The sequence below is a fragment of the Heliobacterium mobile genome (assembly GCF_009720735.1).
Classification (GTDB): Bacteria; Bacillota; Desulfitobacteriia; order Heliobacteriales; family Heliobacteriaceae; genus Heliobacterium; species Heliobacterium mobile.
Genome location: NZ_WNKU01000019.1, coordinates 63915 through 71778 on the forward strand (window position 1 = coordinate 63915; position 7864 = coordinate 71778).

Genomic DNA, 7864 nt, shown 5'->3' on the forward strand with positions numbered 1-7864 from the left:
AGGACGTTGAGGAGGATACCCGTGGAAACTCGCGATTTACTGCTAGAGATCGGTACAGAAGAAATTCCGGCGAAGTTCATGGCCCCGGCTCTGGCTCAATTAAAAGATCTCGCCGAAAAAGGCTTGCAAGAAGTCCGGCTTTCCTTCACTGAGATAAAAACATATGGAACGCCTCGACGGTTGGTGCTCATGGTCAAAGGCGTTGCGACACGGCAAGACGATCTGGAGTTGGAAGTGAAAGGGCCTGCCGTCAAAGCAGCCTATGACAGTCAGGGAAACCCCACCAAAGCGGTGCAAGGATTCGCCCGTTCCCAAGGGGTCGACATTTCGTCACTGATCACGAAAGAACTTTCGGGCGTACCTTATGTATATGCAATCCGCAAAGAAACAGGGCGTTTTGCCGAAGAAGTGCTCCCTCAACTTTTGCGAAACTGTATTTCCGGATTAAACTTCCCGAAACCGATGCGTTGGGCTTGGGGAGATACCCGTTTTGCCCGCCCCATCCGCCGGCTCGTCGCCCTTTTTGGGGAAGACATCCTGCCTCTGGAGATCGAAGGAGTCATTGCCGGACGGAAGACTACAGGTCACCGCTTCCTCGGTGGCGGATCGATTACGCTGGCCAATCCTGGTGAATACCTGGAAAAGATGGAGCAGGCTTTTGTCGTCGTCGATCATGAGCAGCGTAAAGCTATGATCTGGCAGCAAATCACCGACTTGGCTGCATCAGAAGGCGGAAATGTAGAAGAAGATCCCGGTTTGCTTGAGGAAATCAGTCATCTCGTTGAATATCCAACGGCACTGTGTGGACAAGTCGATCCCTCCTTCATGCACTTACCTGCGGAAGTGATCATCACGCCGATGAAAGAGCACCAACGTTATTACCCAGTCAAAGACGGGGAAGGAAAGCTGCTGCCTAAGTTCATCACCGTCCGCAACGGCAATGCCGACCATCTGGATGTGGTCCGCCAGGGCAATGAGAAAGTTCTGCGCGCTCGTCTTTCTGATGCTGCTTTCTTCTATGCGGAAGACCAAAAACAACCGCTGGCCGCTTTTGCCGATAAACTGAAAAAGATCGTTTTCCAAGAGAGTTTAGGAACCGTCTATGAACGGGTTGAACGGGAAATCTCCTTGACCGGCATCTTGGCCGACCACCTGGGCTTTTCCGGCGATGTGAAACAGCGGGCGATGCGGGCAGCCCAGTTAGCCAAGGCCGACTTGGTCACCCATATGGTCTACGAGTTCCCAGAACTACAAGGCATCATGGGAGAGAAATATGCTCGTCTCTCGGGAGAAGAGCCCACCGTCGCTCAGGCTATCCGGGAACATTATCAACCTCGCTTCTCCGGAGACGAGACGCCGAAGACGATAGAAGGCACTCTCGTCGCTTTAGCCGATAAGCTCGATGCTATCGTCGGCTGTTTTTCCATCGGCATCATTCCGACCGGTTCTCAAGACCCTTATGCCCTTCGTCGACAAGCCCAAGGGATTTGCCAGATCATCCTCAGCGGGAACCTGTCCTTGTCGCTGTCGACGGCGATCGAGCAAGCGTATCACTTGTATCAAAAAGCGATAACTTCGGCTCGAAGCCTGGAAGAGGTCGAAAAAGACCTGGCCGAATTTTTCCGGCAACGGCTGCGTTATCTCCTCGGCGAAGAAGGGATTCGATATGATGTCATCGAGGCTGTCCTCGCCGAAGGGATTGATCAACCACTCGAAGTGTTTAAACGGGCCAAAGCATTGACGGCTTTAAGGAGTGTCGATGCCTTCTCTGCATTGATTACAGCCTATACCCGGGCCGCCAATTTGGCTAAAAAAGGCGGTCAAGAGCCGATTCGTCCCGAACTGTTTGAATCTCCATCGGAGAAAGAACTTTACGAGGCCCTCGAACAAGCGCAAGCGAAGATCGAACAGTCTCAAGGCGACTATGATGTGACTTTACGAGCGCTCGCTGAACTGCGTCCGGCTGTAGACCACTTTTTTGATGCGGTTATGGTCATGGCGGAAAAGGCTGAAGTGCGAGAAAACCGCTTAGCCCTACTGAATGAGGTCGTCGGCTTGACGGCAGGCATTGCCGATTTAAGTAAAATTGTCGACTAGAATAAAAGGGATGTTCAAATCGTAACAATAGGGGTGTATTGGCTTCTGCGAAGCCAATACACCCCTATTTACGTAGGGAAACACTGGAGAAAGATCATTCCGACACCGTAACTACACCAGCGAAGGTCTATTTTTGTGAAAATATAAGCAAAAATTGCTTTATCGCAGCAGGAAAAGGTCAGTTGATATAGTATATATCATTGTAGGTCATAATTAGATTTAGTATGTCATAATTATGGCGACCAGGTGAACTTTTCCATAGGGTGGTGACAACTATCGAACTGTCCGAACGTCAGGTCAAAATCGTACAGATTGTTAAAGATCGTGGTCCCATCACAGGTGAGCAGATCGCTGATCTGTTAAATCTGACTCGTGCCACATTACGACCTGACCTGGCCATTCTCACCATGTCTGGTATTCTGGAAGCTCGCCCTCGAGTGGGCTATTATTACAACAGCCGCTCTGGAAACACATTAGTTGCTCGGGCTATCGGAAAACTACGGGTGAAAGACATCAAATCCCTGGCCATCGTCGTGAGGGAGTCGGCCAGTGTGTATGACGCTGTAGTCACCATGTTCACCGAAGATGTGGGTACCTTATCGGTGGTGGACGGGGAAGGGTATTTAGTCGGCATTGTTTCCCGAAAAGATCTCTTGAAAATCGCCATCGGCGGGGGAGACGTCCAGAAAATGCCTATCGGCATGGTGATGACACGCATGCCCAATATCGTTACCATCACCCCTGATGACACCGTTTACCTGGCTGCCAGACGGCTCATCTCTCATCAGATTGATGCTCTGCCGGTTGTCCGAACTTATGTGATGCCCAATGGGGAAGAGCGGCTGGAAGTGGTCGGCCGGTTGACAAAGACGAATATCACCCGATTATTTGTAGAACTCGGTGATGGAGAGAATTAAGGAAGTTCTGTGAACAGACGGTGAATGAAACCGGGGAGGGGAACAAAATCTCTACTGCCAATGGTGTAAAGCCCGTTGTCTATGTTGTCTCTGACTCCATCGGCGAAACTGCAGAGTTTGTTGTTCGTGCCGCAGCTAGTCAGTTTGACGGCAGCGGGGTGGAGATCAAGAGGGTACCTTATGTATCAGAAAAGTGCCATATCGCAGAAATCATCGACGAAGCTGCAGGTAAACCTTGTATCATCGCCTACACCCTGGTGATTCAGGAGATGAGAGAAGCGTTGCTACAGATGGCCCAGGAAAAAGGTATCCAGACTGTGGACATCATGGGACCGATGATTCAAGGGATACAGAAGTTGACCAACTTGCAGCCCGCTTTAAAACCAGGTCTGCTGCATCAACTGGATGAACAATACTTTCGGAAAGTTGAGGCTATCGAGTTCGCCGTCAAATACGACGACGGAAAAGATCCTCGCGGCATTTTGCATGCCGATGTCATCCTAATCGGTGTGTCCCGGACGTCCAAAACACCGGTCTGTATGTACTTGGCTCACAAGCGAATAAAAGCAGCCAACGTCCCCTTAGTCCCAGAAGTAGCGCCGCCGGAAGAACTTTTCCAATTGCCTCGGCGAAAAGTCATCGGATTAACCATCTCGCCAAGTCTGCTCAATGGCATCCGTACAGAACGCTTAAAGACGCTGGGATTGGCAGGAACAGCCGATTATGCCAGTTTTGAACGAATCATGGGCGAGTTGGAATATGCCGATTCCATCATGAAGCGAGTCGGTTGTCCCATTATCAACGTCACGAACAAAGCGGTAGAAGAAACTGCCGCCAAAGTTTTAGAATATTACTATCGGGGGGAACGGAATGTCTAAGAAATGGGTCTATCTGTTTGAAGAAGGGAAAGCGGAGATGAAATCCCTTCTCGGAGGAAAAGGGGCCAACTTGGCCGAGATGACCAATATCGGTCTGCCTGTACCTCCCGGTCTTACGATCACGACAGAAGCATGTAACGCTTACTATGATCATGGAAAAGACTTTCCCGAGTCTTTGATGAGCCAGGTGAAAGCGGCTCTCGAACAAGTCGAAGCGAAACTAGGGAAAAAATTCGGAGACCCGCAAAATCCTCTGCTCGTGTCGGTTCGCTCCGGTGCTGTCTTCTCGATGCCGGGGATGATGGACACGATCCTGAACCTGGGGTTGAACGATGAAACCGTAAACGGTCTGACCGAAGCGACCCAGAATCGTCGCTTTGCCCTCGACTGCTACCGTCGCTTTATTCAGATGTATTCTGACGTCGTTCTCGGAGCTTCCCATGCCGAGTTCGAACACATTTTAGAATCCTACCGAGACAAACAAGGCGTTCGTTTTGATAATGAACTGAGCCCTGAGTCGCTTAGCGCCATGATTGAAGACTTCAAAGTGATGGTCAAGAAGACAACCGGACAATTGTTCCCTCAAGACCCGATGGCTCAGTTAGAAGGAGCCATCCGTGCAGTCTTCTCCTCTTGGAATAACGATCGCGCCATCATCTATCGTCAAATCCACAAGATCCCCGATGATCTCGGCACCGCTGTCAATGTGCAGTCGATGGTCTTCGGTAACATGGGTAATGATTGCGGCACTGGTGTAGCCTTCACCCGCAACCCTTCGACTGGGGAAAAGACGCTCTACGGTGAATACTTGATCAATGCTCAAGGGGAAGATGTTGTCGCTGGTATTCGGACTCCTTTACATATCTCTCTACTCCAAGAAGAAATGCCGGCAGTCTTCGATCAGTTTGTCAATATCTGCGGTATTCTCGAGAAACATTATCGAAACATGCAGGACATTGAATTCACCATTCAAGGCGGAAAACTTTGGATGCTGCAGACCCGTAACGGAAAACGTACTGCCGCCGCTGCCGTGAAGATCGCCGTAGACATGGTCGAAGAAAATTTGATCAACAAAGAGGAAGCGATCCAGCGAGTCGAGCCGGAACATCTGGACCAGTTGCTCCACCGCCGAATCGACCCGACGGCCAAACTGACCGTCATTGCCACTGGTTTGCCTGCCTCCCCCGGCGCCGCCTCTGGCAAAATCGTCTTTGACGCCGATGAAGCAGAAGCCCTCGGAAAGACGGGTGAAAAGATCATCCTCGTCCGGACCGAGACGACGCCTGATGACATTCACGGGATCGTTCAAGCCCAAGGCATCTTGACCAGCCGTGGCGGTATGACCTCCCACGCCGCTGTCGTTGCCCGCCAGATGGGCAAGACTTGTGTCTGCGGCTGCGAAACCTTGCGCATCGACTATGCACGTCAAGAGTTCATCGTTCCGACTGCTGCAGGCGATTTGAAAGCCTACAAAAAAGGCGATACCATCTCAATCGACGGATCTACGGGACGGGTGATTGAAGGCGTTGTACCGATGCTCGAACCGGAACTCACCAGTGAATTCCAGACCCTGCTGTCCTGGGCTGATGAAATCCGGACCATCGGTGTTCGAGCCAACGCTGATAAACCACAAGAGGCAGCACAAGCGCGGGCTTTCGGTGCTACCGGTATCGGTCTTTGCCGCACGGAGCATATGTTCATGGCCCAAGAGAGACTCCCCATCGTACAGGAAATGATCCTGTCCCAGAACTTAGAAGAACGGCAGGTCGCCTTAGCCAAACTGCTTCCCATGCAGCAGGAGGACTTCTATGGTATCCTCAAAGCCATGTCCGGATTCCCCGTATGTATTCGTCTGCTCGATCCTCCTCTTCACGAGTTCTTGCCCAATGAGGAAGACCTAGTCGTAGAAGTCACGAAAATGCGCTGTGCTTTAGAATACGCTGACGATCAAAAAGAAGCTATTCTGTCTAAGCTGGAAGAGACGGAAGCACTGCTGAAAAAAGTCCGCACCCTCCACGAATTTAACCCCATGCTCGGTCACCGGGGATGCCGCTTAGGGATCACCTACCCGGAAATTTACGGGATGCAAGCGCGGGCTATTTTCCAAGCTGTAGCCCAATTGGTACAAGAGGGCTACGAGGTAGAGCCTGAAGTGGAAATTCCGCTGGTCGTTCACATCAATGAGTTGGCCTTCCTGCGTCAACTGGTTGTCGATACAGCCGAAGCGGTAATGGCTGAGACGGGTGTCAAATTTGAGTACACTGTAGGTACTATGATCGAAGTGCCTCGGGCAGCCCTTACGGCCGATCAAATCGCCAAAGAGGCTCAGTTCTTCTCCTTCGGTACGAACGACCTCACCCAGACCACCTTTGGCTTCTCTCGTGACGATGCCGAATCGAAGTTCCTTGGCTATTACAGAGATCGTAAGATCCTCCCGGAAAACCCCTTCATCGTGCTGGATCGAGAAGGCGTCGGCCAACTGATGAAGATCGCCGTGGAAAAAGGCCGTGCGACCCGTCCCGAACTGCTTGTAGGTATCTGCGGTGAACATGGCGGCGAGCCTTCGTCCATCGAGTTTTGCCATCTCATCGGCTTGGACTTTGTCTCCTGTAGCCCCTACCGGGTTCCCATCGCTCGACTAGCTGCAGCCCAAGCGGCCGTCAAAAACAGCTAATCAAAGGCTTATATTTTGAATTTATCCGGGCAAAACTAGGACCATGATAGAAGTATTTGATGATGATGAACTCTTTCAAACAGAAATGCCCGGTGAACTCATTCCGCTCGCTTCCCAGGTGGATCAAAAAACAGGAACGAAAAGAACCCAAAAAAATGGTCATAAAGACCCCAGTGAATTGCATAGACTATAATGGATTATATTTCCAACGCAGGTGTGGCAGCGGAGCCACTGCGTTTTGTGCCCTTGGCAGTATGCCAAGGGATTTTTCTTTTAAACAAAACATTTACATGTACTGAATTGATAAGAAGGAATTAACAAGAACTTGTAGAATTAATTTCCTTATTTATAAAATCCAATTCGGTTGGATGTCCTTTGATCACAAGTGAATAATAGTTGAGTACGGAGTTCCTTCGATTCCGCTATTGTAAAGTGACTGGATCTTCCTAAGCTCTAAGGAGAGGTAGCGTATTCATGTTCGAAAAGAACAATGAAGAACCGAACACACTTGAGATCGACCTTTTATACATTTTGTCACTGTTGCAGAAAAAGCTGGCGCTGATTTTTTCTCTGACCTTATTGGCAGTTTTTATTTCAGTATTTATTAGTAACTCAAGTTTCGCAGATTAAAAATCGCGTTAAACCCTTAACCAGTATGGGAATTTCGCCAACAAATTCTGGTGCTTGACATAGAAAAACACCTCTACGACTGGTAAAGTGAAGTTACCGCTAACTAAACACTACCAGAGAGAGGTGTCACTCCCTATGATAGAGCAAAAGGGTCAAGTCGATCAACTCCCGAAAGACATTCGCGGTGCTTTTTCTGAATTAAAAATTGGCAAACATCTTCGCCAGGCTGGTATTTGTAAGAGTAATGGTTTTTCGTGTCTTTATCTTTTTCAAGTTGCTTTCTTATTGATTTTCCGTCATCAGACATGGCACAAATTACTACAGAGCAGTAAAGGTAAACTCTTTCCCGGAAAAGATGCGATTTATCGCTTCCTCAACTCCCCTCATTACGGATGGCGTAAGTTTCTTTCCTCGCTAAGCGCAGAGAGGATTTCCGCAATGAAGCGACTTACTTCGGACAAACGTGTGTGTTGTTTCATTGTGGACGATTCCATTTTTAGTCGAAATCGCAGTAAATGTGTCGAGTTATTGGCGAGAGTCCATGATCACGCAGCCGGGCAATTTGTCCGTGGATTTCGCATGCTCACGCTCGGTTGGAGTGATGGGCATAGCTTTCTTCCCATTGATTTTTCCCTGTTAAGTTCCCAAAAAGTAACCAACCGAATTGG

5 protein-coding genes are annotated in these 7864 nt (G+C 49.6%); all 5 read left to right on the forward strand.

Annotation, left to right across the window (positions count from 1 at the left end; translation table 11 throughout):
- The first annotated feature begins 21 nt into the window (after positions 1-21).
- Positions 22-2097 (forward strand): glycine--tRNA ligase subunit beta, encoded by a 2076-nt coding sequence (gene glyS, locus GJ688_RS14335; protein ID WP_170292014.1) that lies wholly within the window; start codon positions 22-24, stop codon positions 2095-2097.
- A 275-nt stretch (positions 2098-2372) separates the two neighbouring features.
- The gene (locus GJ688_RS14340; protein WP_170292020.1) at positions 2373-3014 is read left to right on the forward strand and encodes a helix-turn-helix transcriptional regulator; all 642 of its coding nucleotides are present in this window, start codon (positions 2373-2375) and stop codon (positions 3012-3014) included.
- Between the two features lie 20 nt (positions 3015-3034).
- Entirely contained in the window at positions 3035-3892 is an 858-nt protein-coding gene (locus GJ688_RS14345; protein WP_170292015.1) for a pyruvate, water dikinase regulatory protein, read from the forward strand.
- Positions 3885-6566, forward strand: a complete 2682-nt coding sequence (ppdK, locus tag GJ688_RS14350) for a pyruvate, phosphate dikinase (protein WP_155477243.1) — start codon at positions 3885-3887, stop codon at positions 6564-6566. The genes GJ688_RS14345 and ppdK overlap by 8 nt, the downstream gene beginning before the upstream one ends.
- Positions 6567-7331: 765 nt before the next feature.
- A partial coding sequence (locus GJ688_RS14360; RefSeq protein WP_207708820.1) for a transposase occupies positions 7332-7864 on the forward strand: 533 nt, incomplete at its 3' end.

Excerpts from the sequence above, each read along its gene's own strand:
- ppdK (WP_155477243.1), top strand. The coding sequence starts at position 3,885 with ATGTCTAAGAAATGGGTCTATCTGTTTGAAGAAGGGAAAGCGGAGATG.